The organism is Bacillus timonensis (genome assembly GCF_000285535.1).
GTDB classification, from domain to species: domain Bacteria; phylum Bacillota; class Bacilli; order Bacillales; family Bacillaceae_L; genus Ferdinandcohnia; species Ferdinandcohnia timonensis.
The window spans coordinates 964689-985000 of sequence record NZ_HE610985.1 but is presented as its reverse complement, the minus strand read 5'-3'; the positions used below and the strand labels follow the sequence as shown (position 1 = coordinate 985000).

Below are 20312 nucleotides of genomic sequence, written 5' to 3'. Positions count from 1 at the left end.
AACATGAATAATCTAAGCTACCGCGATACTTGGGCGGATGTTTCACTTTCTGCTATTGATGAAAATGTCAAGCAGTTTAAAAACTTTATAAAACCCTCTACGAAATTAATGGCAGTTGTAAAAGCTGATGGATACGGACACGGTGCAATTGAAGTTTCTAAGACGGCGGTTGAAGCTGGTGCTGATTACCTCGCTGTGGCCATTTTAGACGAAGCATTAGAATTAAGAAATGCCGGTATTACTGTTCCGATTTTGGTGTTGGGATATACCCCTGTGCATTCAGTTAAAATGGCGATAATGAATCATGTATCTCTAACTGTGTTTAGTCATGAAGTGCTAAATGAAGTTATTCATCAAGCAGGGAAGCTTCATCAAACGGCTCGTGTTCATTTGAAAATTGATAGTGGAATGACAAGAATTGGTCTTACTTCGAAAACAGAGGCATTAGAGTTGGCTAAAAAAGCAATAAATACACCTTTTGTAAATCTTGAAGGGATATTTACGCATTTTGCCATTGCTGATCAAAAAGATAATCCTTATACACGTGAGCAATTTACCAAGTTTATGTCGTTTGTTGAATATCTTGAACAGAATCAAATACACATACCACTAAAACACTGTTGTAATAGTGCTGGAACGATGAATTTTCCAGAAATGCATTTAGATATGGTTCGGGTTGGAATTGCTCTCTATGGCTTATATCCGGACTCTTCCTTGAAGAGACATTCAATCGAACTAAAGCAGGCAATGAGTTTGAAAACGAAAATTGTAGCCTTAAAAAAGGTTCAAGCATCCCAACCAATTGGATATGGATGTACTTTTGTACCGCAGGATGATTGTTTAATAGGAACTTTACCTATTGGTTATGCAGATGGGTTTTCACGTCTTCTATCTAATCGTGGAAATGTAGTTATCCGCAATTCGATTGCACCTGTTAAAGGGCGTGTTTGTATGGATCAAACCATGATTGATGTAAGCCGCGTCCCGAATATTACTATTGGAGATGAAGTAACGCTTTTTGGATATAACGATGAGGGATATTTTTATTCGGTTGATGAGATAGCTTCCATGATGGGAACAATTAATTATGAGGTTGTGTGTTTAATTGGGAAGCGGATACCTAGAGTTTATACGAAATTGTTAGTACATACCAAATAGATAGATTGTTACCAAAGGAAAAAGACATCACTCTAACGCAGTGGATGTCTTTTTCCTTTTTCATTATACGGTGTAATTAAACCGTTTTTTTCTGTGGAGAATTCTGTTGTTCTTCATATCTTTCTTCCCAAAAATCAGCATTCTTAATGCCTAAAGCTTTAGGATTGAAGACTGGTTCAATACCTTGCTTTTTCTGGGTCTCGTAGTCTTTTAAGGCAATTAACGCTGGTTTTGCAAGGATTAATATCGCGATGACGTTAACCCAAACCATGATTCCTACACCGATATCTCCAAATCCCCACGCTAATTCGGCTGATCTAAGAGCACCGTAATAGGTAATTGCAATCATTCCTAGCTTTAGTAGATGGAATGCCCATCTTTTCTTTGTTCCGTTAAGTAGATAAACAAGGTTCGTCTCAGCGATATAATAATAGGCAATAAGAGTCGTGAATGTAAAGAGGATTAGCGCAACCGCTACAAAACCGGCACCGAATCCAGGGAATATCGAGTCAATTGCCAGTTGTGTATAAGCCGGGCCGATTTCTACATCTCCTATATTATTAACAACATAAGATCCATCAGGTGCTTGCGTATTATACATTCCAGTACTAATGATCATAAATCCAGTGGCAACACAAACGAGTAATGTATCAACATAAACGGAAAATGCTTGAACAAACCCTTGTTTTGCCGGATGGGAAACTTCAGCAGCCGCAGATGCATGTGCACCTGAACCTTGACCAGCTTCATTGGAGAAAATCCCACGTTTTACTCCCCACATGACAGCCATACCAAGAATACCACCAAATGTAGAGTCTAATGCAAAAGCGCTTTTTAGAATCAATGAAATTACATTTGGAAGTTCAGAAATATTCATGATCATAATGATAAAAGCCATAATGATATAGCCAAGTGCCATAAATGGAACAATGATTTGGGCAAATGACGCTATTCGTTTAATTCCCCCAAAAATAATAACAGCAAATAACGCTACATAGATGGCGCCTGAAATATAAGGATTTGCACCAAAAGCATTTTCAATTGCATTTACAGTTGTATTAGATTGTGTTGTCGGTAATAGGAAGCCCATTCCAATGATTCCTGAAATGGCAAATAGCACTGCGAACCACTTCCAGCCGATTCCTTTTTCAATATAGTAGGCTGGTCCACCTCTATATTCACCATCAACTTTTACTTTATAAATTTGAGAAAGAGTTGATTCAACAAACGCACTTGCAGCACCTAAGAAGGCAATTACACACATCCAAAAAATTGCCCCAGGACCTCCAAATGCAATGGCAGTCGCTACCCCTGCAATATTTCCTGTCCCAACACGCCCACCGAGTGCAATCGATAAAGCTTGGAACGAGGATACCCCAGCTTGTGAACTTTTCCCATCGAATAAGAGTCGAATCATTTCTTTAAAATATCTTACTTGGAGAAATCGAGTTACAATAGAAAATAATAAACCTACCCCTAATAAAATATAAATGACTGGATTCGACCACAAGACCGCATTAATACCGTTTACAATTGCCTCCATAAGATCCCCCTTATGTATTATTAGATTAATAGATTGGAAATATGAAACAGTGATATCTTTTTCGACTAATTTCTGTAGCTCAAAATAGTGGTGACTTAACTATGAGGAAGTGCTAGAATTCGGGATACGTTTCATACATTTTTGAGACAAAATCTGGAATTTGTGTATATTGATAATGCTTAACAATCACTGTCTGTTATCATTTTTCACCTCCTTACTATTGATTAATGGTTTCTTCCAATTCTTCATTCAAAAATGTGATAACGCTTTCAAACCTGATTTATAAAAAGAATAGAAAGGAGAGCCACTATAGTGATGATAAAGTCACTATATAATATGATTATACAGAAATGATTGGGAATTTCAAATGTTTTTATAAAATTCTATATTTTTTGCCAAATGATCAAACCCTCAAAAATAAATAGAAACGAATACCATAACAAAATAGTTTTAAAAAATAAAAAATCACTTTAATGAATTTTTTGAATTGACACTCAATTATTTAATCATTATAATAAAAATTAAATCAACATAGTGAATGTAAAATGACATGAAAAACTTTTTATAAATCACATATTAAGCCTAAGGGGGAGTTAGAAAAGTGGCTAAGAACAAGTCGATAGAGGCATGGAAGCAAGAGTGTCCCCTTATTCAAAGCATCATTAATTATGATGAAGTTTTTTGGGAAAATGATGCTTATACAGAGGTAAATCGAGTAATAGGGAGTTTACCTTTAGGGTTAAATGATGTATTAGAAGCTGAAGAAAGGTTAAAACGGTTTGCCCCCTATATTGCAGAGGTTTTTCCCGCAACTAACAAGAATGGCGGCATTATTGAATCGCCCCTTGAGCAAATTCCTTCTATGAAAAGGGAATTAGAAAATATCTATCAAACTCCTATAGAAGGAAAAATGTTATTGAAAGCTGATAATCGGTTACCGATTTCAGGTTCTGTTAAAGCCAGGGGGGGAATTTACGAAGTTTTAAAGCGAGCCGAAGACTTGGCGATTGCAGCTGGAATCATCAATCATTCCGATGACTATCGTAAATTTGCGAGTAATGATTTTAAAGAATTCTTTTCAAACTACTCAGTTGTATGCGGCTCAACTGGAAACCTTGGTTTAAGTATCGGGATCATGAGTGCAATGATTGGCTTCAAGGTTACCATACATATGTCGGAGGATGCAAAACAATGGAAAAAAGATTTACTTCGAAGTAAAGGAGTGGTTGTTGTTGAACATGCGGATGATTATAGCAAAGCGGTAGAAGAGGGGAGAAAGGAATCTCTTGCCGATCCAAATAGTTATTTTATTGATGACGAAAATTCCATCACTCTTTTTCTCGGATATGCTGTTGCAGCTATACGCTTAAAAGAACAATTAAATGAACAGGGAATTACTGTCAATGGAGATCACCCACTTTTTGTTTACTTACCATGTGGTGTCGGTGGGGGACCTGGTGGGATTACTTTCGGGCTTAAGCTTGTTTTTGGGGATTATGTTCATTGTTTCTTTGCAGAACCAACGCATTCCCCTTGTATGTTATTAGGTCTTATGACGAAAGAGCATGATCAAATTTCAGTTCGAGATTTTGGACTCGATAATAAAACAGAAGCAGACGGATTAGCTGTAGGAAGAGCATCAGGTTTTGTAGGAAAAGTAATCAATGAGTTAATTAGCGGAGTATACACCGTATCTGACGATCAATTATTTGTCCTACTCAGTGCCTTAGCCGATCAAGAGGGAATGAAGCTTGAGCCTTCAGCAGTGGCCGGCATTATTGGACCAGTTGGATTATGTAAAAACCAACACCATTACTTATCAAAAACCAATGTCATATCCATAATGAAAAATGCTACTCACATTGCATGGAGTACAGGAGGAAACATGGTTCCAGATGAAGTATGGCAATCTTACTACGAAAGAGGCAAGCGAAAATATCAGGAATTTGGAATTGACTCAGTCAACAAAAACTAAGGAACAACTTTCTTCAGGAGGAGTCAGAACGTATTGGGGGAGAGAAAATGTCTACAGTTTTACGAAAATTTCATGATGTCGAGGAAAAAAAGAATAAAGTAGTAAAGGAACGGGCGGTAGTATTGATATCATGCCCGGAGAATCCTGAAGTGATTTCAGCAGTTGTCAATTGTTTCGTTTACAACCAAGCAAAAATTATTGAAATGGGGCAACATACAACAAATTATGAAGACGGAATGCTGTTTGTTCGTTTTGAAGTGGAATTGGATTCATCTGAGAAGCATTTAGTAGGATTTAAGGAAGATTTAGATGCACTTGCGGTTAAATATCACATGAATTGGAAGTTGGAGACGAAAAAAGAGCGTAAGCGAATGGCTGTTTTTGTATCCAAGATGGATCAACATGTACTAGAACTCATTTATCGAACAAAGAACAAAGAAATTCAGGCTGAAATTGTGATGGTCATTAGTAACCACCCAGATTTGAGAGAATCAGTTGAACAACATGGTATACCTTTCTACTATATTCCGATTTCGAAAGAAACTAAAGCAGAAGCGGAAAAGCAAGCGCTTCAGCTTATAGAGGGAAAAGTAGACTTTATTGTACTAGCAAGATATATGCAAATTATTAGTCCGGAATTTATCTCGCACTATGAAAATAAGATTATTAACATCCACCATTCATTTTTACCAGCATTTGTTGGTGCGAGACCGTATGATCGAGCTTATGAACGTGGAGTTAAATTCATCGGTGCAACGGCTCACTATGTAACAAATGACCTTGACGCAGGACCTATTATTCAGCAAGATGTACAGCGTGTTACCCATCGTCACACTGCAAAAGATTTAAAAGTGATTGGAAGTCACATAGAGAAAGATGTTCTCGCTCAGGCTGTTTCATGGCATGTTGAAGACAGAGTCATTGTTCACAATAATAAAACTATAATTTTTTCTTGAATTATCAGAATAATAATATAACAAAAAAGAAAAGGTGGTAGCTATGTTAAAAGCAACTAAATTAGTAGATGAAGAGTTATATAACATTGTAGTAGGGGAATTAAAACGACAAGAAAATAATATTGAAATGATTGCATCAGAAAGTACGGCGCCAATACCAGCACTAGAATTATCAGGATCCGTTTTTACAAACAAAACACTTGAAGGGTATCCTGGTGCTCGTTATCAATCAGGAGCAGAATTTGCAGATAAGATGGAAATTCTAGGTGTTGAAAGATGTAAGGCTCTTTTTAAAGCAGACCATGCAAATATTCAACCCATCTCAGGGTCTACGGCCAACTATAGTGTATATGCAGCTGTACTTAAACCTGGTGATACTGTCCTATCCATGCGTCTTGACCAAGGTGGTCATTTAACCCATGGGAGTACTGTAAGTCAAACAAGTAAATATTATAATTTTATCCATTATGGAGTTCATGCAGATACAGAGCAAATTAATTATGAAGAATTAGAGGAGCTTGCGATTAAGCATAAACCAAAACTTATTATCTCTGGGGGCAGCTCATATCCGAGACTAATTGATTATGAGAGAATCAGTGATATTGCAAAAAAAGTAGGTGCCTATTCAATGGCAGATATTGCCCATGTCTCTGGTTTGGTTGCTGCTGGGATTATTCCGAGTCCAATTCCACACACAGATTTCGTTTCATCTTCCACTACCAAGACAATTTGTGGTCCACGTGGGGGAATGGTCATGTGCAAAGCAGAGCACGCAAAAGCATTAGATCGAGGTGTTTTCCCTAGAACACTTGGTTCGATTCATGTACATGTAATGGCGGCGAAGACGTATGTATTTAAGCGTGCAGCTACAGAAGAATTTAAACAATTAATGATTCAAACTGTGAAAAATGCAAAACATTTGGCTACATGCTTAGAAAAAGATGGTTTCCGTATTGTGAGCGGCGGAACGGACAATCACCTTGTAATGGTAGATTTACGTCCTAAAGGGATTAATGGGAAACAGTTCCAAGAAGCGCTCGATTATGTTGGAATCACAGTAAACAAAAATATGATTCCATTTGATACAGAAAAACCATCAATCACAAGTGGAGTTCGTATCGGTACAACAGCGATTTCACAACGTGGATTAAAAGAAACTGAGGTCGAGCAAATCGCTGCTATTATGAACAAAGTAGCCGAGAACATTACGAACCAAGAAGTGTTAGATGCGTGTAAACAAGAAGCAAGTGATTTAATAAGTAATTTCCCATTGTATCAAGAAGATTTTGATCCAGTAACTATCTAATAGAAGATTAAAACGGGCAGTTTAGATTAACTCTAAACTGCCTTTGTAATAGAGTTTCTGTTTAAGAAGAAGAGGAGGAATCATCGTATGACCGAAAAAATAATTAATGGATTTGAAATTTCACAGAAGAAACGTAAGCAGATCAAAGAAAAAGTGGAGTTGTTAAAAGCTGAAGGAGTGATACCTGGCCTTGCTGTCATTTTAGTTGGAAATAACCCTGCATCCCGTTCCTATGTAACAGGAAAGGGAAAGGCGAGTCAAGAAGCTGGAATACATTTTGAATTAATTGAGTTTCCTGAAACGATTGATGAACAAAAGCTTTTACAGGAAATAGAACGTTTAAATCACGATGAAAATATTCATGGTATTCTTGTGCAGCTGCCTTTACCAAAACATATTAATGAAGAGTCTGTGATTGAAAGCATATCTCCCGAAAAAGATGTGGACGGGTTCCATCCCATTAGTATTGGAAGGATGATGACGGGACAGGATACTTTTCTTCCATGTACTCCCCATGGAATGATCGAACTATTAAAAGAGAAGAAAATCGAATTGAATGGGAAACATGTTGTTGTTATTGGCCGAAGTAATATTGTCGGTAAGCCTGCTGGGCAGCTATTTCTAAAAGAAAATGCAACCGTGACGTATTGTCATTCTAAAACGAAAAACATGAAAGAGATAACGAAACTTGCAGATATCCTAGTTGTTGCGATTGGACGCCCTAAGTTTGTAACGTCAGATTATGTAAAAGAAGGGGCGGTTGTCATCGATGTTGGTGTAAATCGCTTAGAGACTGGAAAACTATGTGGTGACGTAGATTTTGATGATGTGTTGAAAGTGGCAAGTTACATTACGCCTGTTCCAAAGGGGGTAGGACCGATGACCATTACCATGTTGCTGGAAAACACTGTACTTTCCGCGGAATGGGTGAGGTCTAGTTTATCCAGGACAATGTAAAAAGGAGGGGATTCGTCCCCTCCTCATTTTATTATGGTTTATTTAGAATGATGGCGGAGTTACAACCCAAATACTGATACACTCTGTATCCCCAATATTTTTATAACGGTGTGGAATCGTTGAGTCAAAGTAAATGGAGTCACCCTCTTCCAGAATATAGGTATTGTCCCCAACTTTATACATTAATTTTCCACTTATAATAAAACCGAAGTCTTCCCCCTTATGTGTATGAGGGAACTCGCCAGATTCAGCCCCTGGTTGTAGCTTTAATAACATAGCTTCCAATGATTTGTTACGTGACGGAGACAGAAGCTCATATATGATTGAATTATCATTGGATTTTACAATGGTAACTCGTTCATCTTTCCGAACCACACCTGTACCTTCGTCTTCATCTTGAAACAACTCCACAAGTGAAATGGAAAGCGCATCGACTATTTTCCGTAAAGATTCAATTGTTGGGCTATTTAAATTTCGTTCCACATTACTTAAATAGCCGTTAGATAATCCCGTTTTTTGAGCTAAATCAGCAATCGTTAATCGTTTTTCTTTTCGAATTTCTTTAAGTTTTTCCCCAAGGTTCACATAGTTTACCTCCTTACTATAAAAAATTATTTAGTTAAATTTATTAATTTGTCCATTCCTTTCATATAAGGACGTAGAACTTCCGGAATGATAACACTTCCATCTTCTTGTTGGTAATTTTCTAAAATTGCTGCAACTGTTCGTCCAACCGCTAAACCTGATCCGTTCAGAGTATGAGGGAATTCAAGTTTACCACCTGCTTCTCGGCGGAAACGAATATTGGCTCGACGTGCTTGGAAGTCTTCTAGGTTACTACATGAAGAAATCTCACGGTATGTATTATAGCTTGGCATCCACACTTCAACATCATATTTTTTAGCAGCTGTAAAACCTAAATCACCCATACACATATTTAAAACTTGATATGGCAATCCGAGTAGTTGAAGAACTTTTTCAGCTTGATTTGTTAGTTTTTCTAATTCATTATATGATTCTTCAGGTTTCGTTATTTTCACTAATTCAACTTTATTGAATTGATGCTGTCTGATTAGTCCTCTGGTATCTCTGCCAGCAGACCCGGCTTCAGAACGGAAGCAAGAGCTGTGACCAACATAATTAATCGGTAATTGGTCATTCGTTAAAATATCATCTCGATGAATATTAATTAAAGGTACTTCGGCTGTAGGAATAAGAAAATAGTCTTTTCCTTCTATTTTAAATAAGTCTTCCTCGAACTTAGGTAGTTGTCCAGTTGCTGTAAGGCTGTCTCTGTTTACGATATATGGTGGAATGATTTCTTCATACCCATGTTCTTCGATATGTAAATCAATCATAAAACTAATTAATGCTCGTTCTAATCTTGCACCTAACCCCTTATAAAAAACGAAGCGACTACCTGTTACTTTTGCAGCTGATTCAAAATCCAAAATTCCTAACTCACTTGCAACATCCCAATGTGGCTTCGGTTCAAATGAAAATTCCTGTTTGTATCCCCATTGACGTACCAGAACATTATCATCCTCTGTTAACCCTTTTGGCACACTGTCATGTGGAATATTAGGAATTGCGTACATAATTTGGTCGATTTCTGATTCTAACTCGCGAATTTTTTGATCAAATGCTTTGATCTGGCTTGACACTTGTTTCATTTCTGAAATTAACTGAGACGTATCCTGCTTGTCCCGATTTAAGATTGCAATTTGGTCAGACACTTTATTTCTTTGTTCTTTGAGACTCTCACTTTTTACGATAAGATTTCTTCTTTCAGTATCTAACTCAACAAACTTGTCAATTTCATTTAGTTTTTCTCCTCGGTTTGCTAATGCTTCTTTTACACCGTCCAAATTATTTCTAAGTCTTTTTACGTCTAACAAAGAGATCACCTCAATTATGGTTGATATATATTATACATAATTTTTGTTCACTATAGTGTTATTATACATTAAATTTCGGATAATTCAAATTGCTTTCACATTTTTAAATAGATGTTTAAAGCCATCAGGAGTAGTCTCTTTTACCATTCGATGCATGATTTGTCCATTTTTCGAATAGCTATAAGCAAGGTGAATTTTGGACGTGCAATGAAGGGGGACGTAGTATGGTTGAAGCAATATTAAGGTTATTTGTGAGTCAGCAGCAGGCAGAAGCTGTTTTAACGAGTCCGTTGGTTGAATTCATTTTTTTGGCGCTTTTCGTTGGGTTTGCAATGGCAATTGTGGTTCATTTTACGTTGTACAGTAAGCTAAGGAGAATTCGGAATTTTATCCGTGATACAAATTCGTTGGAGATTGATCCGTTGAATCGTATGAAGGCTGATTTTGAACAAATGAAACAAAAGGAATCGGTGAAGGTCGAGACATATGTTCAAAATAAGGTATCTGGTTGGCGAGTGTTTAATGTACCTGTTGTGAATTTGATTAAACTCGTGCAGATGACCGTGTCCATTTTTATTTTAATCGGGGTACTTGGGACTTTTATTGGATTGGCAATGTCATTGGGAAGCATTGACGCGACAGGTGACCAGATGGTGGAGAATGTCGCATTGGTACTTGCGGGAATTGATGTTGCTTTTTACACAAGTATTGCAGGGATGGGGTTATCTCTAATCATGACGGTTGTGACCCGTGTTGCCAATACGGAATTTATGCTTACTGATATTATGTTAAAAACAGAGTCGATATTGGAAGGGAATGAACAAGATGGAATGGGGCGGCTCATTTCCGTATCAGAAACGATACAGGCTTCGATTGTTGAACTACAGAATACGAATCAAGAGTCCCTTCAAAGCATTGTGAATTCTTTTAAAGGGTTCCAGGAGTACACAGTTGGCTTGCAACAATCCGCGAAGGATTTAGCGATATTTAATGAGGGCTTAACGGAAAACTTAAAACAGTTTTCAGTAATATTTCATGGTGCGAAGGATTTAACAGAAGGATTTGATCAAGGTGTGAAAAAATTAAATCAGAACTTTAATCAAATGTTTACGTATTTTGAAAACATGGACCAGCGTAATGAAAAGATGCGAAGTGCTTTTACAGAAACGTACAAGAAAGTTGCAGAATTAACGACAGATCAAAAGGAAACGATGAATCATTTTCAGCAATCGGTTGTTGATATTAGGGAATATTTTTCCGCGATTGCCCAAAGACAGGAATCAATTTATGGATCATTTGATAAGTTGAATGAACAAAGCGAGCATTCCATTAAATTAATGAAGGAAAACAATCTACAGTTTGAGAGGGTATTTGGGACGGATGTGAGTTCCAAATTAACGGATATTATTTCTTCTTTACGCGATGTGCGAAATGATTTTAAAGCTCTCGGAAATTCGATTGGTCGCTTGCCACAAGCCTTAGACACGATTAACAAAGCGCAAAGTGAATATAAAAATCTTTTATCCTATCGATTTGATGAACTGACACAGTTTACCCATGAGTTTAACTCGCACCTGCAAGTACATTTGACAAATTCACAAGCGATTGAAAGCTACTTGAGTGAGGCATCACGTTCAAGTGAACAAGTGGGAATGAAGTATATGAAGCTTTTAAATGAGATAAATCGTACTGTAACACAAATGGGAGATTCCTTCAATTATAAAGAAGATCAGATTGAAACGAGCGTGAACGCATTACGGGATACCCTTTCAAAATATGTAACAAATCTTGAGGGTACTCTTGGAGAAAAGCTTGATAAAGTAAGTCGAAATATGAATGAGTATATGATTGAAATGAATGAAGCTGTTAAAAGAGAGTTTAAGCAAATCGGTGAGATAACAGGGGATGTCGGCCAAAGAAATGCCCGTCAGCTACAGCAAACTTTAGGGGACATCGGACAGGAGTTTCAACTGTTGAATCGGCAACTCCAATCGATTGCTCAAGGTGCCTTTCAAGAAAACAGCAGAGTAAGGATTGGAACCAATGATTAGTAAATACCAAAGGCTTTTTCATCGAGAGCAAGAGGAGAGTACGTTTTGGCCGTCATTTACGGACTTATTAACATCAGTTCTACTGTGTTTTATCCTCATTTTTATCATCATGATGGTGATTAAATCATTCCAAATTCAAGAAATGAAACGAACCATTGATCAAATCATGGGGGTCAGGGTAGGGCTTATTGAAGACCTTAATGAGAAATTCAGCGACTCGAGCATTGAAATTGATGAGAAAACGGGTGCGTTAATTTTTAATACCGATATCTTATTTGAGTATGATTCCGCTGTGTTAAAGCCTGAAGCTTTTACGTTTTTGAATGAGTTTGTCCCGGCATATTTAGATGTGCTGTTGGAAGGTGGTTATGAGGTGTATATTTCAGAAATCATCGTCGAAGGTCACGCGGACAAAGACGGAACCTATTTGTATAATTTGGAGCTTTCCCAGCAACGGGCATATAGTGTCGCGGAATATATTTTGAGTGAGGATTTTCCTTATAAAAACATCCAGGAACATTTAAAGACTAAGTTAACCGTGAATGGTAGATCCTTTACCGATGGCAGAACGGATGCAGAAGGAAATTACAACGGTCAGGCCTCACGAAGAGTCGAGTTCAAGTTCCGATTGAAGGATCAGGAGATATTGGAAAAAACAAGAGAATTATTAGGGAATTGATGGGGAAGCGGCAATGGTCGTAATACTTCCTCCATGATACTATTTACCCTTATTTGTAAGTGTGAATTCGTGACTTTTGTATCATTAAAAATAGGTCCAATACTGATAAAATAAATTAGGTAAATTTATCCAAGAAGAGAGGATAGAAGAAACGTATGTCTAAGTTGATTTTTGAACGAGAGAACCAATTTGTAAATAAAGTAAGGAAATATAAAATTCTATTAAACAATGAAGATACTGCCGAAATAAAAAATGGTGAACGAAAAGAGATTGATGTGGCACCAGGAGCTTATAAGGTGAAAGTAATGGTTGATTGGAGTGAAAGCAAGGAGGTTCAGGTAAAAGTGGCTGAAGGGGAAACTTTACATTTTCAATGTGGAAGTAGATTAAAAGGCTGGAAGGTATTTCAGGCTACTAAAGCAATGGATAAAAAGGATGAATTTGTTTACTTGGATCAAATGAAATAATGACTATCTCCAGGAATTAGAGTGATAGGTGTAATATCACTCTGATTTTTTGAAAATCAGAAAGGACTGTGGAAAACATTCTCGAGGAAAAGGTAGATTGTTTCTAGTATTTGTAAATATTAATATTTGGGCATGCAACCTGTTTTAAAGGTACATGCCTTTTTTGTCGTGCTAATCAGTTCTTCATTCAGACAGAAATCGAAAAAATAAGATAGATAGAGTTAAGCACAAAGGTGAAACGAACCATTAGAACCGTCCTCCTGGTCCCTGGGGGAAACTTACAACTAATTTCTCATGTCGATTTGTGTAATATATAGTAGAATGATAGGTGGAGAAAAAATAGATTTGATTAGGGAAGAGGAATTAGATTGAAGAAGGTTATCATCGGGTTGGTACTTTTGTTAGTGGCGTCCTCTCTATTTTTTACGAGGGAAGCATTTTCTGATGTTTTACAAGAGAGCTATACTTCTATAAAGGAAGTTGTGGTTGGAAAGATTGCGTTTAGTAAAGAACAGGACAGAGAGCAGGTTACGAAAAAAGTAGATGCACCTGAAACGCAAACAGCAGGAGATCAAGCAGAAGTGGTAGAACCTGAGGATATGAAGCCAGTCATTGATCCAAATAATCCATTTCTAATCCTGGTGAACAAAGAGGTGGGAGTTTTGGACGAGAATTATGTTCCACCACATCTTACTGTTCCGGATGTTGCATTTTCAACTTCTACTTCAGAACGGAAAAATATGGTGAAAGAAGCTGCAGATGCGCTCGAAAAATTATTCGCTCAAGCAAGTAGCGACGGAATTGAGTTACATGCACAATCTGGCTATCGTTCTTATGGTACACAGGTAACTCTTTTTGAATCGTATGTCCGTGCAAATGGGGAAGAAGAAGCAAATACATTTAGTGCCAAACCAGGTCAAAGCGAGCATCAAACAGGTCTTACAATGGATGTAACAAGTGCTAGTGTCGACAATCAACTTGTCCAAGAATTTGGTGAAACTGTAGAAGGAAAATGGATTGCTGAGCACGCAGCTGATTTTGGATTTATCATTCGTTATCCACAAGGTAAAGAGGACATCACCGGCTACATGTACGAACCATGGCATATTCGCTATGTTGGTGCCGAACATGCAAAGTATATAACCGAACATGGACTTACTTTAGAAGAGTACCTTGGAGTAGTAGAAAAATAGAGATGTACGGAGAAAAGCAATGCGAACCTGAAAATGTACTGCACCCCAAAAGTTAGAGTCAAATCTAACCATTGGGGTGTATTTTTATGGCTAAATATAGTGAACGATTTAAATTAAAACTAGTAAAGGAATATCAAGAAGGTAAATTGAGCTATAGTCTACTAGCGAAGAAGTATAACATGAAAGATAGTACACCCATATTAAGATGGGTAAAAACATACGAGAAATTCGGAGAAGAAGGATTAAGAAGGAAGAAAAACAAGGAAACTTATTCTGTTCAATTCAAGCTCGATGTATTAAGCTTTATGAAGAGAACAGGTGCTTCAGAAACGGATACAGCCCTTCACTTTGGGCTAACAAATCCTCCTTTAATAGCTTCTTGGAAGAGAGCATTTCTTGAGAAGGGTGTAGAAGGCCTGAATAAACCGAAGGGACGGCCTCGTATGTCTGATAAAGCTAAGAAAAATGAGAGTATTGAAGAAAAAGAAATGACATATGAACAAAAATTAAAAAGAGAAAACGAACTCCTACGTTTGGAGGTCGAATACTTAAAAAAGTTACGAGCTTTTCAGATGGATCCGGAGGGCTATCTAGAAAAGCACAAGCAGCACTATCACTCGAACTCAAAGAAAAATTCAAATTAAAAGATGTATTATTTATAGTTGGTATACCGGAATCTTCCTACCATTATCATATAAAAATAATGAATAAAGAAAATCCAGATCAAGAGCTTGAGGAACTCATTCAATCCATTTTCGAAGAAAACAATGGTAATTACGGATATCGTCGTATTCGATTAGAACTGAAGAACCGTGGTTTTAAAGTCAATCATAAGAAAGTTCGACGGATTATGAAGAAACTAGGACTTAAAGGAGATAAGTTTGTAAGAAAGTCTCGAAAGTATAGTTCATACAAAGGGACAATTGGAACTGTCTCAAAGAACCTTATTAAACGTCGTTTTACTACAAATGTGTGTCATCAGAAATTAACAACAGATATTACAGAGTTCAAGTGTACAGACGATGTAAAACTGTATCTGAGCCCAATTATGGATATGTTTAATGGTGAAATTCTTTCGTATGGGATAAATATGCACCCGACCTTAGATCTAGTCCTCCACCCTCTAGAAGAAACTCTTGAAATTGTAAAGAATTCAAAATTTAGAACTACCATACATTCTGATCAAGGATGGCAATATCAACACAACAAATGGGTAAGAACACTTAAAGAAAATAAAATATTCCAAAGTATGTCAAGAAAAGGAAACTGTTTAGATAATTCACCTATGGAAAACTTTTTTGGATTATTGAAACAAGAAATGTATTATGGGAAAGAACTGTGTTCATTTGAAGAATTACAAGATAAAATAAAAAGATATATAAATTACTATAATAACAAGCGTATAAAGAAAAAATTGGATGGTATGAGTCCAGTTCAATACCGTACCCATACCATCCAATTCGCTGCCTAATATAAAACTCTAACATTTGGGGCTCACATCAAAATCGCATTGCTTTTTACATACTTAAATTGCAGAACTAGTAGATTGTTTTGTTACCATTTTTCGCATTTTCAGTATGGTATTTAATTTTTCCGAACTTAAAAGCATGGCTGCAACAAAAAGAACGATATAAACAGGAAAGACGCCTATTGTTGATTGAGATGCAATGAACCCAAGAATAGGGGGCAAAAAGGTACTACCTGTATAAGCAACAGCCATTTGATAGCCCATAATTGTTTGGGAATGTTTCTTACCAAATCGAGTTGGCGTTTCGTGCAGCATACATGGAAAAATCGGTGCCAATCCTAAACCAACCATAATAAAACCGACAAGCGAGAAAGTAGGTGGAAATGGAAGGATAAGAAATATGGCACCAGCAAGTGCTAGGAATTGTCCCATCCGAATAAGGGAACGATTATTTATTTTAAAAGTAATAAAGCCTGTTATAAATCTTCCGATTGTGATTCCTGCATAATAAAAGGAAACCCATTTTGCAGCAACTGAGACTGGTAAATCCTTTATGTTTACTAAAAAGCTGCTCCCCCAAAGCCCCATTGTAGCTTCCACTCCACAATAAAACAGGAAGGAGGCCAACGCCAATTTAACTCCCTTAATTTGTAGGGGTTTTACACTTTGATCCACATCATGATCTAATCCAGCTTTTAACTCTTCTGTCCCTTCGGTTAAGGTAGAAGTGTTGTTTGTTTTGCTCCATAACGGCAATGTGAACAAAAGGATGATTGCTAAAACAAGTTGAATACTTGAAATGGATAGATAACCGTTGTTCCAAGAATTTTGTGTTGAAATGAACTGTGCCATGATCACAGGACCAAGCGTAGCTCCGACTCCCCAAAAACTATGTAGCCAACTCATATGATGTGCTTTGTAGTGTGTTGCTACATAATCGTTTAATCCCGCATCAATGGCACCTGCACCCAATCCGAGAGGTAGGGCACATAGAAATAACCAAACAACGGATGGAGAAAAGTAAAATCCGAATAAAGCACCAGCCGTTAATAATGTACTGAAAAATGTTAGTCTCCCAGTTCCGAAGCGTTTTAGGATTTTTCCACTAGCTAAACTCGAGATAATTGTACCGCCGGCAATTGTCATAAAAAGCAATCCAGCAGTTTCAAGTGGAGCGTCAAAATCCGATTGCATCACAGGCCATGCTACTCCCAACAAAGAATCAGGTAAACCTAAGCTAATAAATGCCAAATAAATGATGATTAACAGAAATGTTGCCATTTATAAACCTCTCTCGCTTTCGAATTAATTAAAAAAGTTAACTCACATTTGCTTTTAAATGTGACTGTTTGGCTATCTGCGTATTTTTCATTTGTCTTCGTAGAATGAATACATATGCAAAAAAAGCGATAATAATACTTAAAGCACTGTATAAAAAGACGGTTTTAAATCCAGCACTTAAGGAGATAAAACCTAAACAAATAGCACCGGCTCCGCCGCCAAGATCTTTGGCTGTAAAAAACGTTGAGTTCCCTGCACCTCTTCGATCAGGTGGGCAAAGCTTTATCATAATGGCATTTAGTGCTGGTTCTACAAACCCTAGTCCCAAACCAAAGAGAACGCCTAGAGATAATAAATCCTCCAAGTGAACTAGCAAAGGCTAAGACCACAAAGGATAGTGACATTAGCACTAAACCAGGGATGATAACAAGGGAACTTCCATATTTGTCTGCTAATTTACCTCCAATAATTCTCGTGAACAATAGGGCAAATGAATAAACCGTATAATATAAACCGATGTCTTCAATACCTAATGATAGAGCGAAGGTTGGAATAAAAGTTAACGCTGCACCCATCCCAACATAAACAAAGGCAGTTACTATACCAGTTGGAATCGCTGTTTTTTCAAAAAGCAGTTCTGAGATTTTTCGTTTCTCTTTTGTTGAAATAAACTCTGGTTTTGGGTTTCCTTTTTCATAAGTAATAAATAGACTACAAACAATTGAAATCAAGCCAAACACACCGGCAACGATGAATAGAGTTTGATAATTAAATTGCTGAATCAAATAGATGCTTAAAGCAGGTCCAATTGCTGTGGCAAGGGTATTGGATAATCCAAAATAACCAACGCCTTCTGCCAACCGCTTCTTTGGAACTATATCAGAAATAACGGTTCCTGAAGCATTGGTCGTTGCACTGAATCCAATTCCATGTAAACTTCTCATAATTAGTAGGAGACTGATAGAAAAGGCTACTACATATGAAAGAGCAATGAATGCGGTTACTAAAGCACCAATAAGCAGCACAATTCTACGATTCTTTTCATCACTTAATTTACCAAAATAAGGTCTAAATAGTATTGCAACAAACATAAAGAAACCAAACAGCATACCTGAAATCGAATTATCGCCACCAAGGTGGATTGCGTATAATGGAAGTCCGGTCAGTAACATATTGTTGGCGATTTGTGTAGTCATCGCATAAATAAATGTTAAACAATAGTATTTCGTCCATAACTTTTCTGATTTGCTCTGTACATTTTGCAATTGACATCCTCTTTTCTTTCATTTCGTCAGTAATTAACAAGTTCTGTTAGTATATTAGTATATAGGAAAAGTCTATTAAAAACACTTATATTATATTGATTAATCAAAAAATTCCGCTTGATACAATATAAATCGTTCTAGAAGAAAGTGAATGTTAGTAAGGTATAACCAAAACTTTCGAAATCTTGCTATAATGGTAGTAATTCTAACAAAGAGGTGACAGCATTGAATATCACACTATCACAGAAAATGAAAGAATTTGGGGAATCGATTTTTAATGAATTAGCAAACTATAAGAAACAAAAACTTCGAGAAGGACATGATATCATTGACTTGAGTGTAGGAAGTCCGGATTTGCCGCCACCACCTTGCGTTACTGAAGCACTGACTAGTCATGTTCAAAATCCTTCATTATATGGATATTCTTTAACTGGAATAGACGAACTACATAATGCTATTTCTGATTATTATTCAAGAAGGTTTGATGTTACCGTTAAAAAAGAAAACGAAGTCTTAATGGTAATGGGCTCTCAGGATGGACTTGTTCATTTCCCCATGGTTTTTGCAAACCCGGGGGACGTTATTCTAGTTCCAGATCCAGGGTACACCGCTTATGCAGCAGGAATATCACTTGCTGGGGCAATCCCATATGGTATGCCACTAATAGAGAAAAATCAGTTTTTACCTGATTTGGATGCAATTCCAGAGGATGTACGAGAGCAGGCTAAAATTATGATTCTTAACTTTCCAGGCAATCCTGTTCCCGCACTTGCAACCGAACCTTTCTTTAAAAAGGTCATCGAATTTGCGAAAAAGTATAAGATTCTTGTTCTCCATGATTTTGCATACTCCGAACTATATTATGAAGAGAAACCAATTAGCTTTTTATCTGTAGAGGGTGCAAATGAAGTCGGAGTTGAATTTAATTCACTTTCAAAAAGCTATAACATGGCGGGCTGTAGAATTGGATATATTGTAGGTAACTCTGAAATCATTGGAGCGGTGAGTCGCCTTAAATCAAATCTCGATTATGGGGTATTCTTGCCAATTCAAAAAGCTGCAGTTGCTGCATTAAAGGATACTTCAAGTTTCAGTGAGAAATTACGAGCAGTCTATAAAAAACGTCGCGATATTTTAGTAAAAGGCCTTAGTGAAGTAGGCTGGCAAGTTGACTCGCCAAAAGCATCGATGTTTGTCTGGGCAAGGGTACCTGCTGGGTTTACTTCAACTGATTTTACATATCGGCTAATTGATGAAGCTGGAATTGTAGTCACCCCTGGGCATGCATTTGGACCAAGTGGTGAGGGCTACGTTCGAATTGGTCTTGTTCAAAATGAGGAAACGTTAGTAAAGGTTGTGAAAAGGCTAAAAAGGATTCCACTCTTAAAATAGAACAAGGAACTATAAATTTTAGAGTCACATATTTTAAATGTTGGGGGAAATCCTCAATTTCTATATCTGAAAAAGGCGAATCAAGCAGAGGGTTCGTCTTATTTTTGTGTAAAAAATTGGGTATTATAAGTGTATTACATAATCAGGAGTGTATTTGATGCACCTAGTCTATAATGTCGTACTCCTATTGGCTGCTTTTAAATGGGGTGATTGGAGGGGATGGCGAGAATATTATCCAACTATTTTGTTCTTTATTATGGGAGACCTCTTAAAAAACGTCTTGTTTCATGATTACTGGATTTGGACATTTCATGAAACAATGTTTGCGAAAAACATCCTTGTGAATCATACCTTTATTTCTTTATTAATCATGTTCATTGCTTATCCTGCTACCGTACTTATTTATCTAGGGCGCTTCCCAGAAACAAAATGGAAAAAGCCACTTTGGATTGGTTTGTGGGTGTTTCTATACGTAATAGTGGAATATATCAGTTTACAGTATTTTCATTTAATAACGCACCACCATGGCTGGAGTATGTATTGGTCTATTCTTTTTAATCTCGTCATGTTTATGATGCTAAGACTACATCAAAAACAACCTCTTCTTGCGTTGGGAGTATCGGTTATCTGGATTCTCTTTTTGTTATATATGTTTCCAATCCCATTGAAATACATAAAGTAAAATTCAAATGGAATATTAGCCCAAAATAGGATATATTATTC

General features: G+C 37.0%; 19 protein-coding genes. 13 read left to right on the top strand and 6 right to left on the bottom strand.

All coding sequences use genetic code 11. The features are described 5' to 3' along the window. The first annotated feature begins 3 nt into the window (after positions 1–3). Positions 4–1158 carry an alanine racemase gene (gene alr, locus BTHG_RS05185; RefSeq protein WP_010283066.1) on the top strand — a complete coding sequence of 385 codons (1155 nt, stop codon included), beginning with the start codon at positions 4–6 and terminating at the stop codon, positions 1156–1158. Positions 1159–1234: 76 nt separating this feature from the next. On the opposite strand, the gene BTHG_RS05180 is transcribed toward alr, so the two are convergent. Further along, positions 1235–2701: an alanine/glycine:cation symporter family protein gene (locus BTHG_RS05180; protein ID WP_010283064.1), complete on the bottom strand. Its 1467-nt coding sequence runs from the start codon at positions 2699–2701 to the stop codon at positions 1235–1237. A 601-nt stretch (positions 2702–3302) separates the two neighbouring features. Between BTHG_RS05180 and BTHG_RS05175 the strand changes: the two genes are divergently transcribed. The 4 genes from BTHG_RS05175 (at position 3303) to folD (ending at position 7895) form a co-directional block, all read left to right on the top strand. Beyond that, positions 3303–4676, top strand: a complete 1374-nt coding sequence (locus BTHG_RS05175) for a D-serine ammonia-lyase (RefSeq protein ID WP_010283062.1) — start codon at positions 3303–3305, stop codon at positions 4674–4676. 47 nt (positions 4677–4723) lie between these two features. After that, positions 4724–5632: a formyltetrahydrofolate deformylase gene (gene purU, locus BTHG_RS05170; RefSeq protein WP_010283060.1), complete on the top strand. Its 909-nt coding sequence runs from the start codon at positions 4724–4726 to the stop codon at positions 5630–5632. 43 nt (positions 5633–5675) lie between these two features. After that, positions 5676–6938, top strand: coding sequence for a serine hydroxymethyltransferase (locus BTHG_RS05165; protein ID WP_010283059.1), 1263 nt, complete (start codon positions 5676–5678; stop codon positions 6936–6938). An 87-nt stretch (positions 6939–7025) separates the two neighbouring features. Further along, positions 7026–7895, top strand: coding sequence for a bifunctional methylenetetrahydrofolate dehydrogenase/methenyltetrahydrofolate cyclohydrolase FolD (folD, locus tag BTHG_RS05160; RefSeq protein WP_010283058.1), 870 nt, complete (start codon positions 7026–7028; stop codon positions 7893–7895). Between the two features lie 42 nt (positions 7896–7937). On the opposite strand, the gene BTHG_RS05155 is transcribed toward folD, so the two are convergent. Then, on the bottom strand, positions 7938–8480 hold the full coding sequence (locus BTHG_RS05155; protein ID WP_010283057.1) for a helix-turn-helix domain-containing protein: 543 nt from the start codon (positions 8478–8480) through the stop codon (positions 7938–7940). Positions 8481–8506: 26 nt separating this feature from the next. Next, positions 8507–9793 carry a serine--tRNA ligase gene (serS, locus tag BTHG_RS05150; protein ID WP_010283056.1) on the bottom strand — a complete coding sequence of 429 codons (1287 nt, stop codon included), beginning with the start codon at positions 9791–9793 and terminating at the stop codon, positions 8507–8509. Positions 9794–10017: 224 nt separating this feature from the next. Here serS and BTHG_RS05145 point away from each other — a divergent pair, with 224 nt between their 5' ends. The 6 genes from BTHG_RS05145 (at position 10018) to BTHG_RS05120 (ending at position 15654) form a co-directional block, all read left to right on the top strand. Continuing rightward, positions 10018–11844: a MotA/TolQ/ExbB proton channel family protein gene (locus BTHG_RS05145; protein ID WP_010283055.1), complete on the top strand. Its 1827-nt coding sequence runs from the start codon at positions 10018–10020 to the stop codon at positions 11842–11844. After that, positions 11837–12523, top strand: coding sequence for an OmpA family protein (locus BTHG_RS05140; protein ID WP_010283054.1), 687 nt, complete (start codon positions 11837–11839; stop codon positions 12521–12523). The genes BTHG_RS05145 and BTHG_RS05140 overlap by 8 nt, the downstream gene beginning before the upstream one ends. 155 nt (positions 12524–12678) lie before the next feature. Then, positions 12679–12990, top strand: a complete 312-nt coding sequence (locus BTHG_RS05135) for a hypothetical protein (protein ID WP_010283053.1) — start codon at positions 12679–12681, stop codon at positions 12988–12990. Between the two features lie 368 nt (positions 12991–13358). Further along, a complete protein-coding gene (locus BTHG_RS05130) occupies positions 13359–14183 on the top strand; it encodes a M15 family metallopeptidase (RefSeq protein WP_010283052.1) in 825 nt (274 codons plus the stop codon). 86 nt (positions 14184–14269) lie between these two features. Then, positions 14270–14827 carry a helix-turn-helix domain-containing protein gene (locus BTHG_RS05125; RefSeq protein ID WP_010283051.1) on the top strand — a complete coding sequence of 186 codons (558 nt, stop codon included), beginning with the start codon at positions 14270–14272 and terminating at the stop codon, positions 14825–14827. Further along, positions 14728–15654: an IS3 family transposase gene (locus tag BTHG_RS05120; RefSeq protein WP_232284434.1), complete on the top strand. Its 927-nt coding sequence runs from the start codon at positions 14728–14730 to the stop codon at positions 15652–15654. Before BTHG_RS05125 ends, BTHG_RS05120 begins: the two co-directional genes overlap by 100 nt. 54 nt (positions 15655–15708) lie before the next feature. On the opposite strand, the gene BTHG_RS05115 is transcribed toward BTHG_RS05120, so the two are convergent. The 3 genes from BTHG_RS05115 to BTHG_RS05105 are packed head-to-tail and all read right to left on the bottom strand — an operon-like array spanning position 15709 to position 18197. Then, the gene (locus BTHG_RS05115) at positions 15709–16932 is read right to left on the bottom strand and encodes an MFS transporter (RefSeq protein WP_010283049.1); all 1224 of its coding nucleotides are present in this window, start codon (positions 16930–16932) and stop codon (positions 15709–15711) included. 37 nt (positions 16933–16969) lie between these two features. Beyond that, the gene (locus BTHG_RS05110; protein WP_157256123.1) at positions 16970–17260 is read right to left on the bottom strand and encodes an MFS transporter; all 291 of its coding nucleotides are present in this window, start codon (positions 17258–17260) and stop codon (positions 16970–16972) included. Then, the gene (locus BTHG_RS05105) at positions 17199–18197 is read right to left on the bottom strand and encodes an MFS transporter (protein WP_010283044.1); all 999 of its coding nucleotides are present in this window, start codon (positions 18195–18197) and stop codon (positions 17199–17201) included. Before BTHG_RS05105 ends, BTHG_RS05110 begins: the two co-directional genes overlap by 62 nt. A gap of 225 nt (positions 18198–18422) precedes the next feature. Between BTHG_RS05105 and BTHG_RS05100 the strand changes: the two genes are divergently transcribed. Together BTHG_RS05100 and BTHG_RS05095 are read left to right on the top strand one after the other, a co-directional pair. Next, the gene (locus BTHG_RS05100) at positions 18423–19589 is read left to right on the top strand and encodes an LL-diaminopimelate aminotransferase (RefSeq protein WP_010283043.1); all 1167 of its coding nucleotides are present in this window, start codon (positions 18423–18425) and stop codon (positions 19587–19589) included. Between the two features lie 157 nt (positions 19590–19746). Then, positions 19747–20271 carry a CBO0543 family protein gene (locus BTHG_RS05095; RefSeq protein WP_010283042.1) on the top strand — a complete coding sequence of 175 codons (525 nt, stop codon included), beginning with the start codon at positions 19747–19749 and terminating at the stop codon, positions 20269–20271. Positions 20272–20312 lie beyond the last annotated feature (41 nt).